The 16,110-nt window shown below is 74.3% G+C and carries 17 protein-coding genes; 2 read left to right on the forward strand and 15 right to left on the reverse strand.

Annotation, left to right across the window (positions count from 1 at the left end):
• Positions 1-12 precede the first annotated feature (12 nt).
• The 15 genes from NR073_RS01580 to NR073_RS01650 all read right to left on the reverse strand — a co-directional run bounded on the left by NR073_RS01580 (position 13) and on the right by NR073_RS01650 (position 13,831).
• Positions 13-972, reverse strand: coding sequence for a diaminopimelate dehydrogenase (locus NR073_RS01580; RefSeq protein WP_036385002.1), 960 nt, complete (start codon positions 970-972; stop codon positions 13-15).
• 44 nt (positions 973-1,016) lie between these two features.
• Positions 1,017-1,610, reverse strand: coding sequence for a hypothetical protein (locus tag NR073_RS01585; RefSeq protein ID WP_069941970.1), 594 nt, complete (start codon positions 1,608-1,610; stop codon positions 1,017-1,019).
• 124 nt (positions 1,611-1,734) lie between these two features.
• The gene (locus NR073_RS01590; protein ID WP_152743748.1) at positions 1,735-2,214 is read right to left on the reverse strand and encodes a flavodoxin domain-containing protein; all 480 of its coding nucleotides are present in this window, start codon (positions 2,212-2,214) and stop codon (positions 1,735-1,737) included.
• Between the two features lie 40 nt (positions 2,215-2,254).
• Positions 2,255-4,354, reverse strand: a complete 2,100-nt coding sequence (locus NR073_RS01595) for an NHL domain-containing thioredoxin family protein (protein WP_119217973.1) — start codon at positions 4,352-4,354, stop codon at positions 2,255-2,257.
• Between the two features lie 94 nt (positions 4,355-4,448).
• A complete protein-coding gene (locus tag NR073_RS01600) occupies positions 4,449-5,303 on the reverse strand; it encodes a hypothetical protein (RefSeq protein WP_228070732.1) in 855 nt (284 codons plus the stop codon).
• Positions 5,293-7,551: a cytochrome c oxidase assembly protein gene (locus tag NR073_RS01605; RefSeq protein ID WP_163721018.1), complete on the reverse strand. Its 2,259-nt coding sequence runs from the start codon at positions 7,549-7,551 to the stop codon at positions 5,293-5,295. Before NR073_RS01605 ends, NR073_RS01600 begins: the two co-directional genes overlap by 11 nt.
• A 73-nt stretch (positions 7,552-7,624) precedes the next feature.
• A complete protein-coding gene (locus NR073_RS01610) occupies positions 7,625-9,037 on the reverse strand; it encodes a Dyp-type peroxidase (RefSeq protein WP_060974370.1) in 1,413 nt (470 codons plus the stop codon).
• Positions 9,024-9,635, reverse strand: a complete 612-nt coding sequence (locus NR073_RS01615; protein WP_135019720.1) for a copper chaperone PCu(A)C — start codon at positions 9,633-9,635, stop codon at positions 9,024-9,026. Before NR073_RS01615 ends, NR073_RS01610 begins: the two co-directional genes overlap by 14 nt.
• Before the next feature lie 103 nt (positions 9,636-9,738).
• Positions 9,739-10,422, reverse strand: a complete 684-nt coding sequence (locus tag NR073_RS01620) for a copper resistance CopC family protein (protein WP_060973852.1) — start codon at positions 10,420-10,422, stop codon at positions 9,739-9,741.
• Between the two features lie 110 nt (positions 10,423-10,532).
• Positions 10,533-11,228, reverse strand: a complete 696-nt coding sequence (locus NR073_RS01625; RefSeq protein WP_060973851.1) for a hypothetical protein — start codon at positions 11,226-11,228, stop codon at positions 10,533-10,535.
• Between the two features lie 157 nt (positions 11,229-11,385).
• The gene (locus tag NR073_RS01630; protein WP_002858339.1) at positions 11,386-11,667 is read right to left on the reverse strand and encodes an HU family DNA-binding protein; all 282 of its coding nucleotides are present in this window, start codon (positions 11,665-11,667) and stop codon (positions 11,386-11,388) included.
• A 228-nt stretch (positions 11,668-11,895) separates the two neighbouring features.
• A complete protein-coding gene (gene rpsN / locus NR073_RS01635) occupies positions 11,896-12,201 on the reverse strand; it encodes a 30S ribosomal protein S14 (protein ID WP_002858338.1) in 306 nt (101 codons plus the stop codon).
• Between the two features lies 1 nt (position 12,202).
• Positions 12,203-12,370 (reverse strand): 50S ribosomal protein L33, encoded by a 168-nt coding sequence (gene rpmG / locus NR073_RS01640; RefSeq protein WP_002858336.1) that lies wholly within the window; start codon positions 12,368-12,370, stop codon positions 12,203-12,205.
• 1 nt (position 12,371) lies between these two features.
• Positions 12,372-12,608, reverse strand: coding sequence for a 50S ribosomal protein L28 (gene rpmB, locus NR073_RS01645; protein ID WP_002858335.1), 237 nt, complete (start codon positions 12,606-12,608; stop codon positions 12,372-12,374).
• A gap of 467 nt (positions 12,609-13,075) precedes the next feature.
• On the reverse strand, positions 13,076-13,831 hold the full coding sequence (locus tag NR073_RS01650; protein WP_060973850.1) for a VIT1/CCC1 transporter family protein: 756 nt from the start codon (positions 13,829-13,831) through the stop codon (positions 13,076-13,078).
• Between the two features lie 169 nt (positions 13,832-14,000).
• On the opposite strand from NR073_RS01650, the gene NR073_RS01655 reads away from it, so the two are divergent.
• Together NR073_RS01655 and NR073_RS01660 are read left to right on the forward strand one after the other, a co-directional pair.
• Positions 14,001-15,284 (forward strand): NRAMP family divalent metal transporter, encoded by a 1,284-nt coding sequence (locus NR073_RS01655; RefSeq protein WP_036339771.1) that lies wholly within the window; start codon positions 14,001-14,003, stop codon positions 15,282-15,284.
• Positions 15,277-16,089 carry a putative hydro-lyase gene (locus NR073_RS01660; protein ID WP_036339768.1) on the forward strand — a complete coding sequence of 271 codons (813 nt, stop codon included), beginning with the start codon at positions 15,277-15,279 and terminating at the stop codon, positions 16,087-16,089. The genes NR073_RS01655 and NR073_RS01660 overlap by 8 nt, the downstream gene beginning before the upstream one ends.
• Positions 16,090-16,110 lie beyond the last annotated feature (21 nt).

Raw genomic sequence — 16,110 nt, forward strand, 5'->3', positions numbered from 1 at the left:
CCTCGCCGCGGCTCAGACGTCCCGGCGGATCAGCTCGTCCAGCCCCGTGGGCGAGAGCAGGTACGGGGCGACCTCGAGCACGGTGCGCGCCCCCGTCTCCCCCTGGGCCTTCAGCCGCGCGGCGGCACGGCCGTAGGCGACCTGCGCGGCGGCGGTGAAGTCGGGGTTGGACTCCAGCTCCAGCACGAACTCGACCGCGCTGCGCGAGCCGCCGAGGTCGCCCGAGGTGACGACGTGGCCGCCGTGCGGCATGCCCTGGTGGTCGCGCTCGAACTCCTCCTCGGAGATGAAGTGCACGGTGGTCTCGTACGGGGCGAAGTAGTCCGGCATCGTGGTGATGGCCTCGGTGATGGCCGCGTGGTCGGCCTCGTCGGCCACCACGTAGCACTCACGCACGTGCGCGGAGGCGCCGGTGATCTCGGCGCCCCGTCCGGCGCGGGCCTCGGCGATCGCCTCCTCGCTGGGGATCGTGTACTGCACGCCGCGCCGGACGCCGGGGACCCGACGGACGGCGTCGGAATGGCCCTGCGAGAGGCCCTTGCCCCAGAACGTGTTCTGCTGCGGCTGAGGGAACAGCGCCGCGCCCAGCACCCGGTTCACCGAGAACAGGCCCGGGTCCCAGCCGGTGGAGATCATCGCCACGTGCCCGCCCTCCCGGGCCGCGGCGTCCATCTCGGCGCGGTGCCGCGGGATGAGCTGGTGGTTGTCGTAGGTGTCCACGGTGGTGAAGTGCCGCGCGTAGCCGGCCGCCTGCTCGGGGATGTCCGTGGCGCTGCCGAGGCAGAGGAACAGCACGTCGATCTCCCCGGCGTGCTCGGCGGCCCGCTCCGCCGGGAGCACGGGCGTGTCCGTGTCCAGGCCGGTGCGGCGCGAGAAGATGCCCACCAGCTCCATGTCCGGCTGGAGCTTCACGAGCTTCTCCACACTGCGTCCGAGGTTCCCGTATCCGACGATGCCGGCGCGGATGGTCATGTGCGTCCTCCTGGTGGGGTCGTGGTCAGGTCGGTCCCGCCAGCCTAGGCCCGGCGCCGCGGGGCGCCGAGTCCGCCCACCGGACCGCGCAGCAGGAGCACGACGACGGCGACCAGCCCCGCCAACGCCAGCACGCTGACCACGTAGATCGGCCAGGCCCACGGGCTGTGGTCGCCCCCGCCGACGCCGTAGGTGTCCGCGAGCGCCATGCCCGGCCCGAACGAGGCCATGAAGTAGGCCGGAGACGCGGCGACGAGCGAGGCGAGGCCCAGGGCGAGGACCGCCAGCGGGTCGACCTCCTCGCGACGCCACGTGAGGAACCACAGGACGGCGGCCACACCGAGCCCGGCCGCCAGGATCACGGCCGACAGGACGAAGGGGACGCCGAGCTGGCCCGCCGCGCTCAGGTCCGCGTAGATCCTCCCGAGGCCGCGGTCGCCGGGCGCGGCGGCCAACGGGTTGAGGACGAACACCTGCAGGGCCGCGAGCGCCGCGGCGGCGGCGATGACGCCCGGGACCACCGCGCCCGCGGCGAGCCGCACCCACCCGGGCCGGTCGGGCAGGGCGAGGGGCGCCGTCGTCGGGCGGGGCCGGGCGGGGCGGGAGGACGCGGCGGGGCGACGGGCGGAAGGGGACATGCGGCCAGGCTAACCGCTCGCCTCCGCCGCGGGCACGAGCGCCTCCGGCGCCGTTTCGTCAACGAAAGCGTCTGCGGAGGCTCCTCCGCCTCCACCGTCTCGTCGACGACAGCGGCGGGTGAGGTCAGCGCACGCCGGCGCCGGGGAGGGTCTTGGCCCAGGCCTCGATGGCGTCCCAGTCGCGGAAGTCGCCGTAGTGCTCGTTGCGGGAGAGCTTGAGCTTGAGCTTCTCCAGCCGGCCCAGGCGCTCCTCGACGAGCGCCCCGCGGAAGTACGCCACCTCGCGCGGACCGTAGGACTCGAGCTTCTCCCGCACCGGCCGGGCCAGCTCGGGCGCGCCGCCCGAGGCCAGGATCACGAGCGGCAGGTCCGTCAACTCGGCCCGACGGGTGTCAAGGAACGCCCGGGCGTCGGCGGCGAACGAGCCCGTGTAGACCGGAGCCGCGACGATCACCGCGTCCGCCGTGGCCAGCCAGGCGGCGGCGCCCTCGACGTCCTCCACCACGGTCGGGACGGCCTGCGACGTGCGCAGCACCTCCGCGACACGCTCGGCGATCTCTCGCGTGGATCCGTGGGCGGACGAGGTGACGATGAGCGTGGTCATGGTGGGGCGCAGCCTTCGGGGTCGGGGGCGGACGACGCGCTCAGTGTATCCCGCGCAGGTCCAGGTCCAGGCGGGTCTCGGCGCCCTCCGGGGCCCGGTCCGGGGTGTGCACCGTGACCGGGATGCCCCAGTCCTGCTGGTACAGGTGGCAGGCGGCGTGGTCGGGGATCGGCTGCCCCTTCTCCCCGTCGCATGCGGCGGCCCGGGCGGTGATGTGCAGGACGCCCTCCTCGACCTCGGGGTTCAGCCGCAGCGTCCGGTGCAGCCCCGTGGACGTGCCCGCGCCCTCGAGCAGCAGCTCCTCCGGGGAGGAGGAGATCTTCAGCTGCGTGGGGTCGCCCCAGCGGTCGTCCAGCTTCTGCCCCGTGGGCGCGGCGAAGCCGATCGTCAGGTCCAGGTCGCCGGCCACCACCGGGGTGCGGGGACGCTGCGTCTGCCGCGCGCCCTCGTCCACGGTGAGGAACTCCTCCGGCACCGCCAGCCGCGTGAGCCGGTGGGCGTTGGACTCGACCACCACGATCGCGGTGTCGTTCCCGTCCGCGTCGTGCTCCACGAGCACGTCCGAGGGCTCGAGCAGCCCCCGCGCCACCGTGGTCACCGTGGCCGGGACCGCCCGGCCCGCAGCGTCCTCGCCGGCCGGGGCGTACCGGCGGATCGCGCCGTTGTACGTGTCCGCGATCAGCACGGAGCCGTCCGGCAGGGCCGTGACGCCCAGCGGGTGCTGCAGGCGCGCGCGGTCCGCCTCCCCGTCCACGTGGCCGAAGTCGAACAGGCCCGCCCCGACGGCGGTCCCGACCTCGCGGCGCCCGTCCTCCCCGGTCCGCACCCAGCGCACCGCGGAGGTCTCCGAGTCCGCGACCCACAGCGCGCCGTCCGCGCCCACGGACAGCCCCGAGGGCTGCGCGAACCAGGCCCGTCCGGCGTCGCCGTCCAGCAGGCCCTCGAGCGCCGTGCCCGCGTGCACCGCGAGCGCGCCCGTGACGGGGTCGAAGTCGAAGAGCTGGTGCGTGCCGGCCATCGCGATCACCACACGCCCCAGGGCGGGGTGCCACACGACGTCCCACGGGGAGGACAGCGAGATCGCGGTCGGCTCCCCGGGCAGGTCCGCGAGGTCGACGGCGATGTCCCCCTCGTCGTCGACGGCGGCGGCCTCCTTGGCGCGCTCGGAGTCGATGAGCTTCTGCACGCCGTTGCCGGCGAGGGTGCTGACGTGCCCGTCCGACAGGCGCAGGCCCCGCAGCCGGTGGTTGACGGAGTCCGCCACGACCACGTCGTAGCCGACGCGCTCCGCGACGTCCTCGGGCAGCAGCGCCAGGCCCTGGGGCTCGTTGAACAGCGCCTCGTCCGGCCCGCCGTCCGCGTGGCCCTTCTCCCCGGGCGTGGGGAATGCGAGCTCGGCCTGGCCCGCGTCCGCCGTGGCGGGGTCCCCGCCGCCGAACGCGCGGAGCACCGTGGTCAGGTCCTCGGCGACCTCCAGGAGGCGGTGGTGGCCGGTGTCCGAGACGAGGAACGAGCCCGGGCGGGAGCCGCGGCCGCCGAGGGACACGGCCTTGCCGGGGAACGACAGGTCCCGGGCCACGGGCGCGGGCGGGACGTAGGGGCCGGAGCCGCGGTGCAGCGTGCCCTTGGCCTCGTGCTCGGCCACGAGCTCGCGCACGAGCCCGTAGAGCCCGGCCACGTGCCCCTCGCCGGACAGGTGCGCGGCGATGTAGCCCTCCGGGTCCACCACCACGAGGGTGGGCCAGGCGCGCGCCGAGTACGCCTGCCACGTGGTCAGCTCGGGGTCGTCCAGCACGGGGTGCTCGATGGCGTAGCGCTCGACGGCGGCCGCGAGCGCGTCCGGGTCCGCCTCGTGCTCGAACTTGGGCGAGTGCACGCCCACCGTGACGAGCACATCCGCGAACTCCTCCTCGAGCGGGCGCAGCTCGTCCAGGACGTGCAGGCAGTTGATGCAGCAGAACGTCCAGAAGTCGAGGAGGACGACCTTGCCGCGCAGGTCCTCGAGGGTCACCTGCTCACCGCCGGTGTTCAGCCAGCCGCGGCCCACCAGCTCGGACGCGCGCACCCGGGTGGCCGCGCGCGGCACGGCGGCGGGGGCGTCAGCGGACGGGGCGGGGTTCGGGGTCTGCGGTGCGGTCATGCCCACCATCATGGCGCACGTCCCGGACGCGTCAGCCGTGAGCGGACGCCGCGGCGTCACAGGGGGAAAGACGACGCCGCCGGGCGGGTCCGGCTCAGTCGGCGGCCAGGGCGGCGGCCAGCATCTCCTCCGCGATGAGGGTGAACTCCTTGCGCCCGGCCTCGGGCCGGCCCACGAAGGAGACCATCACCACGGCGTCGGAGGTGACGGCGGTGAGCACCTGGGCCGTGAGCTGGGGCTCGGACTCCGAGGCCACGGTCCGCTCCCACACGAGGGCGGACTGCGCCGGCGTGCCGTCGGACAGCGGCGCGTCGGAGACCTCGAGGCGGTAGTCGACGGTCGCGTCCCCCTCCTGCACGGTCATGGTCATCTCGCGGCAGTCGGCGCGCAGGGCGTTGACGGTCTGGATGTGCCGCTCGACGTCCTGGCGGCCCTGGCCCGTGAGCCGGGCGACCTCCACGGTGCCCGTGCCCGTGAAGGTGTCGGCGCCGACGTCCACGCGCGTGGCCTCGGCCCCGTCGAGGGCGATCGGAGAGAAGTCCAGGGCGGTCAGTGGCGCCTTGCACTGCGCCGGCTGCACGGTGGTCCGGTCCGCGTCCGCACGCCGGTCCCGGGAGTCCTCGCGGGCCGCGTCGATCTCCTCCGCCGTGGCGGCCCGCTGCCGGACGAAGCCGAACGTGGCCGCACGCTCGGCCGCGGCCTCCGCCATGCGCTCGTCCTGACGGTCGCCCAGGCCGAGCCCCTCCGGGGCCGCCGACTCCGTGTGCACCGCGGTGCCGGCGTCGTCGTGGACCCCGTCCGCGGGCACGGACGCGGCGGCCGGATCGTTGTCCCCGGCCCCGCAGCCCGTCAGGGCCAGCAGGCCGGCGGCGACGGCGGCCACGAGGCGCAGCCGACCACGCCGGGGCGCGGCCGGGCGGCGGAGGGGACGGACACGGTCAGCGGACATCACGGGCCTCCTCGGGGCCGGTGGAGGAGTCACGGGCCGCGGGCTCGGCGCCGCTCGGGGCGTCGGTGGCCGGGGTGCCGTGCATGCGGGCATACATCTCGTTCCAGCGGCGCAGCTCCGCGTCGCCGTCGCGGTCGGCCTGCCGGTCCAGCCGGACCGCGTTCTTGCGGTCGCTGCGATACCAGAGCACGGCCACCATCACCGCCATCATCACGGTGGGGAACTCGCCGATGCCCCACATCACCGCGCCGCCGATGCGCTGATCCTCGAGGGCGGTGGGGCCCCAGTCGCGGCCCATGTTGCCGAACCAGGACGCCTGCAGCAGACCGGTGGAGGTGGTCATGGCGACGCCGATGAAGGCGTGGAAGACCATCGTGGCCATCAGGAGCACGAGCCGCAGGGCGTACGGGGGCCGGCGCGGCAGCGGATCCGAGCCGATCATGACCAGGGCGAACAGGAACCCGGTCAGCAGGAAGTGGACGTTCATGAACTCGTGGCCCACGTGGGTCTCCAGCGAGAACCGGAAGAAGTCCGTGTAGTAGAACACCAGGATCGAGCCGGCGAAGTTGACCCCCGCCACGATCGGGTTCGTGATGAACCGCCCCCACGGGGAGTGCACGATCCACAGGATCCACTCGCGGGGGCCGCGCGTCCCATCCGTGCGGGACGGCAGGGCCCGCAGCGCCAGGGTGATGGGTGCGCCCAGGACGAGGAAGACGGGACTGAGCATCGTCAGCGTCATGTGGCCCACCATGTGCGCGCTGAACAGGACGCGGCCGTACACGGCCGGGGACCCGGAGGTCGCCCACAGCAGCACGGCCAGGCCCGCGAGCCACGCGACGGTGCGCAGCACGGGCCAGCGGTCGCCGCGGCGGCGCAGCTGCCACACGGAGCGCAGGTACCAGAGGGTCAGGAACGCGATGATCGCGACCCACAGCCAGTCGAACCGCCACATCGTGATCCACCGGGCGCCCTCGAGGGCCGGCGGCAGCTCGTAGCCGGTGAGGATGCGGGCCGGGGAGGCGTCCGGCGCGAGCTCCTCCGGCACGGGCGGGGCCGTCCGGGAGAGCACGGAGGAGACGCCCATGACGGCGCCCATGATCACGGCCTCCACGGCGATGAGCTGCCACAGCAGGCGACGCGCGGGGGCGGGGCTGGGACGGTCCGGGCCGGCGTCGAGGCGGGGGATCACCCACCGGCGGTGCAGCAGGCCGATCAGGCCGAGGCCCAGGGCCGCCAGGAACTTGGCCGACACGAGGATGCCGTAGGGGCTCAGCAGCTGGGCCGGATCGTCCATGCGGATCGACGCGTTGACCACGCCGGACAGCGCCACCGTGACCAGGCCCAGCCCGGCGAGCACGGAGTAGCGGGTCAGGACCGTGTGCAGCAGGGGCGCCGGGCCCTGCCGGCGCAGGCTGCGGCCCCGCCCCTGCGCCCCGTTGGGCCCCACGAGGGTGTCCGAGATCGCGACGAGCACGAGCAGTCCGCCCACCCACACGACGACGCCGAGCAGGTGCAGGCCGATCGAGTTCACGGCGCCGGTGTGGTCGTCACCGCCCGCCGCGTGCCCGATCAGGGCCAGGGGCACGAGGGCGAGCATCGCCAGGATGCCGGTCCAGAACAGGCCGTTGTGGGAGCGGACGGCGATCGCCAACGTGGTCACGACGGCGGCGATCACGGTGACCCAGAACCACGCCTGGCCCACCGAGATGCCGACCACGTAGGCCGCCAGGCCGTCCGTGAAGCCCTGCCCCGCCGTGACGGGGATGCCGGCGAGATCCGAGTAGGACAGCACGCCGACGGCCAGCGCGGCCACTGTCCACACGCCGGCGCTGACGGCGGCGATCCGCATCACGCGGGTGAACGCGGGGTGCTCGGGCAGCGGTGCGGCGTCCGCATCCTCGCGCCGCTGCCGGGCGGAGCGGTGCCACCGTTCCGTGCCCGCTGCGTGCGGCGGCAGGACCCCGGCCGCGAAGATCAGCGCGGCGATGGTCAGGGACATCGCCAGGTTGGAGACGAGCTCCCCCACGGGCACGCCCCAGCGGGTGATCCACCCCGGGTCGGAGAGCTGGCGCGCGGCGGTGACCCCGGTCAGCCAGCCGGCGGCGGCGAGGCCGGCGGCTCCCGCGGCGGCCACGAGCATCCAGATCCACCGGGGCACACCGACCGGCCCCGACGGACCGGGGCGGGCGGCGTCGTCGTTCTCGGCGGGGTGGCTGCCCCGGGCGGGGGCGGTGGCGGCGGACATGGGGTCCATCCTCTCAAAGCGTGCGGACGCCCGGCGACGACGGGAGCGGCCCCGCCGTCGTCGGGCCCCTGGGTCAGGCGAACAGGGCGTCGCCCACGAACCCGCCCTCGGTGCAGCCGGGCGGGATCGCGAAGACCGCCGAGCCGACGGGCACGGTCCACAGGTTCAGGTGGTCCGACTCCGCGAGCCGGGCCTGGACGGGGACGAACTGTCGGTCCACGTCCGCCTGGTAGGCGGCGAAGATCAGGCCGGAGCCCGCCTCCAGCGCCCCGCGCGGGTCGTCGTAGTTGTAGCCGCGACGCAGCATCCCGTACTCGGGCTCCTCCCCGCGGGCCCGCCGCAGGTGCGCGATGTCCGAGATGACCGGGAAGCCCGTGGGGCCGACGGCGTCGAAGTCCGGCTCGTCGTGCTCCTGCTCCCCCGTGAGGGGGGCGCCGGTGCCGAGGCGACGGCCGATGACCTTCTCCTTGGCCGGGCGGTCGAGCTCGTCCCACGTGTCCATGAGCATCTCGATGCGCCGGATCACCACGGACGTGCCGTCCGTGATCCACGGGGTGACGCCCACCTGCTCGGCGCCCACGCCCCACACCACGCGGTCGAGATGCGGGGTGTCCGCCGCCGGGTTGCCGGTGCCGTCCACCTGCCCGAAGAGATTGCGCATCGTGGTGCCGGTGGGGTGGGCGCCGCGGGCGGAGCGGAAGCCCTCCTGCACCCAGCGCTCGGTGGCGAACGGCCGGGCCGCCTTGAGGAGCATGCGCCGGGCGTGGGCCACGGACATCCGGTCGTCGCCGCAGATCTGCAGCAGCAGGTCGCCGTCGCTGAACGCGGGGTCCAGGCGGTCGATCTGCTCGAACGCCGGCAGCGGGCGCAGCCAGGCCGGGGCCCGGTCCGGGGCCACGCGGCGGACGAGCTCCGGGCCGAAGCCGAACGTCACGGTGAGCCGCGCGGGGGCGGCGGCGAGCTCCGGCTCGGTGTCGGCGATCGTGGCGCGGCCCTGGGTCAGGCGCGCAGCGTCGTCGGTGAGCAGGCGCAGCATCCGCTCGATGCGCACCCGGCCCGTGTCCTCGTGCAGGTCGAAGGCGAGGAAGACGGCGTGGGCCTGGGCGGGGGTGTCGACGCCGGCCTGGCGCGGCCCGTGGAACGGCACGGTGTCCGTGCCCACGGGCGAGCTGACGGCCACCCGGGCGGCCTGGCCGCCGGGCTCGGCCCAGCCGGCCCGGCCGACGTCGCCCTCGATGCCGGTGTCGCCCATGACCTCGGAGGGCGAGGCCCCCGCCCCGGGCGCGGCGGACGCGCCCGGGGCGGTGGAGGCCGACGCGTGGCCGGCGCCGTAGCCGAGTGCCGTGCCCAGCAGGCCGCCGCCCACCGCACCCGCCCCGAGGAGCAGGCCGCGGCGGGAGGGGCCCCCCGGGGCCGGACGGGCGCCCTCGCGCCCGTCCGGCCCGTGGTGGTCGTCCGGCCGGACGGCGGGGTCAGTGGTCGGCATGGCCCTCCGATTCGTGGGAGTCGCCGCCGTGGTACGACTCGTTGGCGCCGGTGAAGGGCCGGACCACGGAGGTGACCTCGAGGGTGGAGCCGTCCTCGAGCTCGAGGTCGTAGGTCACGTCTTCACCCGGCTCGATCGGGTCGGTCAGGCCCATGAACATCACGTGGTTGCCGCCCGGGGCGAGCTCGAAACTCCCGCCCGCGGGCACGGTGAAGCCGTCGGGGCTCTGCTGCATCACCATCTGGCCGTCCTCGCCGGAGACCATCTCGTGGAGCTCGACCGTCTCGCCCAGCTCCGAGCGGACGCCGACGATGTGCAGGTCCTGGTCCGAGGAGTTCTCGAGCATCCCGAAGGAGCCGGTCATGCCCTCCTCGGTGGCCTTCGTCCACGGGTCGGTGATCGTGAGGCCGGCGGCCTGGCCGTCCGCGGTGGACGCGGCCGGCGAGGCGTCCGTGGCCGGCGCGACGCTCGAGGCGTCCGACGCGCTCGGGGCGGAGCCGGCGTCGTCTCCGGCGCAGGCCGTCAGGCCGAGGGCGGCGACGGCGAGCACGGCGGCGGCGCCGAGGCGGCGAGGGGCGCGGGGGGAGGTGGTGGTCATGTCTGCGGGGTTCCTTGTCAGGCGGGCGCGCGACGACGCGCGGGGCGTGCGGGCGCGCGAGGGCGGGGCCGGTCCCCTCAGGGGGCCGGCCGGGGATCAGAGGTCAGCGGCCGTCGTCGAGGTGGCCGAGCGCGCGGGCGCGGCGGCCCATCAGGAGGAAGGCCACCACGAGCACGGCCAGGCCGGCGATGCCGGCGACCCACACCCAGGCGGGCAGCGCGTCGGAGTCCGCGGGCTGCGCGGCGTCGGAGGCGTCCGCCTGCGCGGTCGCCTCGGCCGAGGCGGCGTCGCCCTGGCCTGCCGTGGCCTCCGGGGAGGCGGCGGTCGAGGCCCCGGCGACGGCGGTGCCGCAGCCCTGGGGCGCGGTGCCGGCGGCCGGCGCGGCCGGGTCGTCCACCGCGAAGTCGAACGAGCGCTCCTCGGAGTGTCCGTCCGAGTAGACGACGCGGTAGGCGACCTCGTAGTCGCCGTTGGGCAGCCCCTCGCACAGCGGCGCGGAGAAGGTGGGGCCGTCCACGGTGCCGGCAGCGGACTGCCACTGGTTGCCGTCGGCGTCGCGGACCTGCAGGAGGTTCTGGATGCCCTCGCCGTCGATCAGCTCGCCGCTGAAGGTCAGCGAGACCTCCGACGGCGCCGTCGTGGCCGTCTCGCCGACCGCGGGGGCGGTGCGGATGAGCTCGTCGTGCGCGGCCGCGGGGGCGGCTCCGGCGACGACGAGGGCGGGCAGCAGGGTGAGTCCGGCGGCGGCGCGAGCGGCGCGGCGGACAGGGGTGGTCTGGTGATGCATGGTGGTGTCCTCACGGGTCTGCCGCGGTCCCGGACGGGAGTCGCGGGCGGACCGTTCCGAAGGGTCGTCGGGCGCGGTCGGGCCTCGAGACGCGGACGGAGCCGGCGTCCTCAGGCCGCGAGGGCGAACGGCGGGCCGCGCCGCCCCGGAGAGCTGAGGAGGGCGAGGGACGTCGCCGGACGGAGCGCCGGCGGGACGGGGACCCGGACGCGGGCCGGCGTCGGGAGGGGGCCGTGCGCGGCCGGCGGCGGGCAGACGGCGGCCACCACGCGTTCGGCGATGGTGAGCACGAGGGCCTCGCCGCGCCGCAGCACCAGCACGGTGAGGACCGCGGCGATCACGTGGGCCGCGAGCATGCGCAGGTCGGTCAGGTGGCCGGTGGGGGCGCCGGACAGGGCCTCCCCCGGTGCCAGGAGGGCCCCGGCGCCGGGATGGGCGTGGCCGAGGTGGGCCGGGTCGACGCCGGCGGCAGGCGCCACGGCGTGGCCGCCGGTGGCGAGCCCGTAGAGCACGTGGAACAGCCCCTGGGCGATCGCGACGGCCGCGGCGGTGCGCCACAGCGAGAGGGCGCGGCCCGCCAGGGCGGTGCAGAGCGGGGCGGCGAGGACGGCCGCGAAGGCGACCACGCCGACCTCGGGGAACCCGTGACCGGGCTCGGCGGCGGTGTGGAACAGCGCGGCCAGGGCGGTCATCGCCAGGGCCCCGGCCCAGCCCCGGACCAGACGGGCCGGCCCACGCACGACGCGCGGAGGGGCGTCCTCGAGGCCGGACGGGGCCCACGGAGCGGCGGCGACGGCGCTGCGCATGCCACGACTCCTCTCCGCACGGCCCCGGCCCACGTCGGCCGGACGATCGTCCGCCCATCCTACGCGCCCGCAGACGACGACGGGCGCCCCACCCGAGGGTGCGACGCCCGTCCCGCGGCGTGCGGCGTGGGTCCGGGGACCCGCACCGCGACCGGGATCACTCGGAGGCGGCGGCCTTGAGCTTGGAGCCGGCGGTCACCTTCACGGAGTGGCCGGCCGGGATGGTGATCTCCTCGCCGGTGCGCGGGTTGCGGCCGGTGCGCTCCTTGCGCTCGGTGCGCTCCACGGCCAGCCAGCCCGGGATCGAGACCTTCTCGCCCTTCTTGACCTGGGCGGTGAACACCTCGAAGAGGGCGTCCAGCACATCGCTGACGGCGGCCTGGGTGTTGCCGGAGCGCTCGGCGACGGCGGCGACGAGTTCCTTGCGGTTCATGGCCATGGGTCCTCCCTATGGGACGTCGGTTACGGTTCCCGGGCCGTTCGGACCGGGCTGCCAGTTGTGAACGTACCACCTCTCCGCGGGCGAATCGCCCCTGAACCGCGAGAATCCGCGATTTCCCGTGACCCGGGCGGCCCTGATCCCCGAGGCACGACGACGGCGGCGCCCCTCCTGAGGAGGGACGCCGCCGTCGCGGTGGTGCCGAGCGCCCGGAGACCGGGCCTCAGGTCACCAGGAGGACTTGGTCACGCCGGGCAGCTCGCCACGGTGCGCCATGTCGCGGAAGCGCACGCGGGAGATGCCGAAGCGCTGGAAGGTGCCGCGGGGGCGACCGTCGATGGCGTCGCGGTTGCGCACGCGGACCGGGGAGGCGTCGCGGGGCAGCTTCTGCAGGCCCAGGCGGGCGGCCTCGCGGGCCTCGTCCGACGCGTTCGGGTCCACGAGGGTCTTGCGCAGCTCGAGACGCTTCTCGGCGTAACGGGCCACGATGGCCTTGCGCTGCTCGTTCTTGGCGATCTTGGACTTCTTGGCCATCTCAGCGCTCCTCTCGGAAGTCGACGTGCTTGCGGACCACCGGGTCGTACTTCTTCAGGGTGATGCGGTCCGGGTTGTTCCGGCGGTTCTTGCGGGTCACGTAGGTGAACCCGGTGCCGGCGGTGGACTTCAGCTTGATGATCGGACGAACGTCCTTGTCCTTGGCCATGTCAGAGCTTCACTCCCTTCGCGATCAGGTCCGCCACGACGGCGTCGATACCGCGCACGTCGATGGTCTTGATGCCCTTGGCGGACAGCGTCAGGGTGACGTTGCGGCGCAGGGAGGGGACCCAGTAGGTCTTCTTCTGGATGTTGGGGTCGAACCGGCGCTTGGTGCGACGGTGCGAGTGGGAGATGCTGTGGCCGAATCCCGGCCCAGCCCCGGTTACCTGGCAGTGAGCTGCCATGATCACTCCTCGTGGCAAGTAGTAGTAAAAGGACGGGCGGAACCCGCATGGCGGCGAGCCGCGGACCTGTCCGCGGACACCTGTTGTGAGCCCCGCCCCGGGTGTGGACACCGCACTCTTACTGCGACTTCTCGAAAAGGGGGACCAGGCTGGGTGAGAGCCAACCGAAGTTCCTTATGGGATCGCTGGTGTGGACGGTGAGCCCCGGTCCGTCCTGAGGACGTCCCGGGATCCGGTCTGCGGGAGCGCGTTGCTTTTCCGACCCGCCGTCCGCCCGGTCACCTGACCGATGGAACGACGAGAACAACGCGGCGTGCGCCGTCCCACCTTACGCGAACCGTGGGCGTCGCTTCAACTCGGCGGGGGCGCCTGTGGTATGCGCACGGTCCTCGGCCCCCAGGGCCGCTCCGCTCGTCACGGCTCGGCGCGGCCACGGGCGCTGGGCAGGCCCACCCCTCCGGCGTGGATCAGGCGACCGACGCCCCCAGCAGCGAGCCCACCGCGAAGGTCAGGCCGAGCGCCAGGGCGCCGCCGAGGACGACGCGCACGGCCGCCCGCAGCGCGGGCGCGTCGCCGAGCCGGGCCCCGACCCAGCCGGTGACGGCGAGGGCCACGAGGGTGACGCCGAACGTGAACGGGACGCGGAGGCCCACCGGCGCCAGGACGACCGTCAGGAAGGGCAGCAGCGCGCCCACGAGGAACGCGAGGAAGGACGCTCCGGCGGCGGCCCACGGGCTGACGACGTCCTCCTCCGCCATGCCCAGCTCCATGCGCAGATGCGCGGCGAGCGCGTCCTTCTCGGTGAGCTCCCGCGCGGCGGCCTCGGCCGTGGCCCGGCTCAGGCCGTCCGCCTCGTAGAGCTGCACGAGCTCCTCCAGCTCGCCCTCGGGATCCTCCTCGAGCTCACGGCGCTCCTTGGCGATCAGCGACTTCTGCGAGTCGGAGGACGAGGAGACGGACACGTACTCGCCCAGCGCCATGGAGAAGGCGCCGCCGACCACGGCGGCGGCGCCGGCCAGCAGGATCGGGGTGAGCGCCGTCGTCGCACCGGCGACACCGACGACGGTGGCCGCAACGGACACGATGCCGTCGTTGGCGCCGAGCACGCCCGCCCGGAGCCAGTTGAGGCGGGCATGCACGCCGCCGGCGGCGTGCGGCTCGTCGGGACCGCCCGGCGGGACCTGATCGGTCAGGGGCGAGGACTGTTCAGACGTGTGCGACATGTCTCCATGCTCGCGGCGCGGGGCGGGGCGCGCCAGGCAGGTGAGGCGGTCCTTCGGACGGGGACGCCACGGCACCCGGTCTCGCTGTTGCCAGGATTGTTCAACAACAGCTACCGTCTCCCCCAGCGCCTCGTGACGCCCGTCACCTCGCCCGGCGCCCTCGACGAAGGTGACCACCGTGTCCCACGCAGACATCCCCTACGCCGGGCCGGACGGCTCGACCCCCTCGGGCACCGCACCGAAGACGGACTCCCGTGCCGCGAGCGCCACCCGGCGCACCGCACTGCTCGGCGCCATGTTCCTCATGGCCACCTCGGCCATCGGCCCCGGCTTCATCACGCAGACCGCCACGTTCACCGTCCGGATGGGCGCCGCGTTCGCGTTCGCCATCCTGGTCTCGATCCTCATCGACGTCGCCGTCCAGATGAACGTGTGGCGCGTCATCGGCGTCTCCGGCATGCGCGCCCAGGAGCTGGCGAACCGCGTCCTGCCCGGCCTCGGCTGGGTCCTCGCCGCGCTCGTGTTCCTCGGCGGCATGGTCTTCAACATCGGCAACATCGCCGGCACCGGCCTCGGCGCGAACGCCATGCTCGGCGTCGACCCCCTGATCGGTGGCGGCGTCTCCGCGCTCATCGCGCTGTTGATCTTCCTCTCCAAGCGCGCCGGCGTGGCCCTGGACCGGATCGTGGTGGCGCTCGGCGCCGTCATGATCCTGCTGATGCTGTACGTGGCCATCACCTCCGCCCCGCCCGTGGGCGAGGCCCTGCGCCAGTCCGTGATGCCGGAGGAGGTCGACTTCTTCGTGATCGTCACCCTCGTGGGCGGCACCATCGGCGGCTACATCACCTACGCGGGCGCCCACCGCATGATCGACTCCGGAGTGAAGGGCGTGGACGACGTCCAGGACATCACCCGCAGCTCCGTGGCCTCGATCCTCGTGACCGGCCTGATGCGCGCCCTCCTGTTCCTGGCGATCCTCGGCGTCGTCGCCTCGGGGGCGGTGCTGTCCAAGGACAACTTGGCCGCCTCCGCCTTCCAGGCCGCCGCCGGCGACATCGGCCTGCGCATGTTCGGCATCGTCCTGTGGGCCGCCGCCGTCACCTCCGTGATCGGTGCGTCGTACACCTCGATCAGCTTCGTCACCCGCTCCACCACCAGCGCCCGCACCCGCAACCTGCTGACGGTCGCCTTCATCGTGGTCTGCACCGCCCTCTACCTGGCGCTGCGCCAGGCCCCGCAGACGCTGCTCGTGTTCGCCGGCGCGTTCAACGGCATGATCCTGCCGGTCGGCTTCGCCGCCCTCCTCTACGTGGCCTGGCGCCGCCGCGACCTGCTGCACGGCTACCGCTACCCCGGGTGGCTGCTCGTGATCGGCGCGCTCGCGTGGATCGTCTCCGTGTTCATCGCGGTGCGCGGGTTCATCCCCATGGTCGAGATGATCACCGGTGCCTGAGATGACCACGACGACGCCGCTGCCGCCGCTGGACGGCGCCACGACCCCCGCGCAGGCCCGCGAGCGCTTCCGCGCGGGGCTCGTGCGGCCGACCTCGGGGATCGCCGACGGCTACGCGCAGGCGAACCTCGTCTCGATCCCGCAGGACCACGCCTACGACGTCCTGCTCTTCGCCCAGCGCAACCCCCAGGCCCTGCCGCTGCTCGGCGTGTTCGAGGCCGGCGAGGTCAACGGCCCCGCACTGGACGGCGACGTCCGCACGGACGTGCCGCAGTACGTGGTGTACCGCGACGGCGTCGAGACGGACCGCCCCACGGATCTGCTCGACGTGTGGCGGGACGACCTCGTGACGTTCGTGATCGGCTGCTCGTTCACCTTCGAGTCCGCCCTGGTGGCCGAGGGCATCCGGATGGCCCACCAGGACGCCGGCGTGAACGTGCCGATGTACCGCACCACGCGGCGCTGCGCCTCGGCGGGCCGCCTCTCGGGCCCGCTCGTGGTCTCGATGCGCCCCCTCCCCGCCGACCGCGTGGCCGACGCCGTGCGCATCACCTCCCGCTACCCCGCGGTGCACGGCGCGCCCGTGCACGTGGGCGACCCGGCCGGCCTCGGGATCACGGACCTGTCGGCACCGGACTTCGGCGACGCCGTCGAGGTCCCGCAGGGCCACCTGCCCGTGTTCTGGGCGTGCGGGGTGACGCCGCAGGCGGCGATCATGGAGTCCCGCCCGCCGCTGGCCATCACGCACGCGCCCGGGCACATGCTCATCACGGACCTGCCGGACCGGATGTTCCAGGTCCCGTGACCGTCGGGGCCCGGGGAGGCG

Source organism: Micrococcus sp. Mcc28 (assembly GCF_024519775.1).
Lineage (GTDB): Bacteria > Actinomycetota > Actinomycetes > Actinomycetales > Micrococcaceae > Micrococcus > Micrococcus luteus.

Excerpts from the sequence above, each read along its gene's own strand:
- NR073_RS01580 (WP_036385002.1), bottom strand. The coding sequence starts at position 972 with ATGACCATCCGCGCCGGCATCGTCGGATACGGGAACCTCGGACGCAGT.
- NR073_RS01585 (WP_069941970.1), bottom strand. The coding sequence starts at position 1,610 with ATGTCCCCTTCCGCCCGTCGCCCCGCCGCGTCCTCCCGCCCCGCCCGG.
- NR073_RS01590 (WP_152743748.1), bottom strand. The coding sequence starts at position 2,214 with ATGACCACGCTCATCGTCACCTCGTCCGCCCACGGATCCACGCGAGAG.
- NR073_RS01595 (WP_119217973.1), bottom strand. The coding sequence starts at position 4,354 with ATGACCGCACCGCAGACCCCGAACCCCGCCCCGTCCGCTGACGCCCCC.
- NR073_RS01600 (WP_228070732.1), bottom strand. The coding sequence starts at position 5,303 with ATGTCCGCTGACCGTGTCCGTCCCCTCCGCCGCCCGGCCGCGCCCCGG.
- NR073_RS01605 (WP_163721018.1), bottom strand. The coding sequence starts at position 7,551 with ATGTCCGCCGCCACCGCCCCCGCCCGGGGCAGCCACCCCGCCGAGAAC.
- NR073_RS01610 (WP_060974370.1), bottom strand. The coding sequence starts at position 9,037 with ATGCCGACCACTGACCCCGCCGTCCGGCCGGACGACCACCACGGGCCG.
- NR073_RS01615 (WP_135019720.1), bottom strand. The coding sequence starts at position 9,635 with ATGACCACCACCTCCCCCCGCGCCCCTCGCCGCCTCGGCGCCGCCGCC.
- NR073_RS01620 (WP_060973852.1), bottom strand. The coding sequence starts at position 10,422 with ATGCATCACCAGACCACCCCTGTCCGCCGCGCCGCTCGCGCCGCCGCC.
- NR073_RS01625 (WP_060973851.1), bottom strand. The coding sequence starts at position 11,228 with ATGCGCAGCGCCGTCGCCGCCGCTCCGTGGGCCCCGTCCGGCCTCGAG.
- NR073_RS01630 (WP_002858339.1), bottom strand. The coding sequence starts at position 11,667 with ATGGCCATGAACCGCAAGGAACTCGTCGCCGCCGTCGCCGAGCGCTCC.
- rpsN (WP_002858338.1), bottom strand. The coding sequence starts at position 12,201 with ATGGCCAAGAAGTCCAAGATCGCCAAGAACGAGCAGCGCAAGGCCATC.
- rpmG (WP_002858336.1), bottom strand. The coding sequence starts at position 12,370 with ATGGCCAAGGACAAGGACGTTCGTCCGATCATCAAGCTGAAGTCCACC.
- rpmB (WP_002858335.1), bottom strand. The coding sequence starts at position 12,608 with ATGGCAGCTCACTGCCAGGTAACCGGGGCTGGGCCGGGATTCGGCCAC.
- NR073_RS01650 (WP_060973850.1), bottom strand. The coding sequence starts at position 13,831 with ATGTCGCACACGTCTGAACAGTCCTCGCCCCTGACCGATCAGGTCCCG.